The 324-nt window shown below is 73.5% G+C and carries 1 protein-coding gene; it reads right to left on the bottom strand.

What is annotated here, in order from left to right:
- Nucleotides 1-201: hypothetical protein (locus P7A97_RS20555; RefSeq protein ID WP_277692353.1), on the bottom strand; the 201-nt coding region annotated here is incomplete at its 3' end.
- Between the last annotated feature and the right edge of the window lie 123 nt (nt 202-324).

A 324-nucleotide genomic window follows, 5' to 3' on the forward strand; every position in this document is an offset into this window, starting at 1 on the left:
GACATCCACACCAGCCTGGGTCAGGACAACCTGGCCATTGCTCAGGATGTAGTGAGCACTGTTGGTGTTGAAGCTGACGGTGACGGCATCATTTTCGGCATCCGCGGTGAACCTGCGCGTCACCCAGAACAACGATGCCACCAAGACCGGCACCGGCAGCGACACACCCGTCGTCACCGCCGTCGATGACGCACCGACCATCACCGTTACCGCCAACGAGGGGGGGGGGGGGGGGGGGGGGGGGGGGGGGGGGGGGGGGGGGGGGGGGGGGGGGCGGGGGGGGGGGGGGGGGGGGGGGGGGGGGGGGGGGGGGGGGGGGGGGGG

It is taken from the genome of Pseudomonas sp. GOM6 (genome assembly GCF_029537485.1).
In the GTDB taxonomy this organism is placed as follows: domain Bacteria; phylum Pseudomonadota; class Gammaproteobacteria; order Pseudomonadales; family Pseudomonadaceae; genus Aquipseudomonas.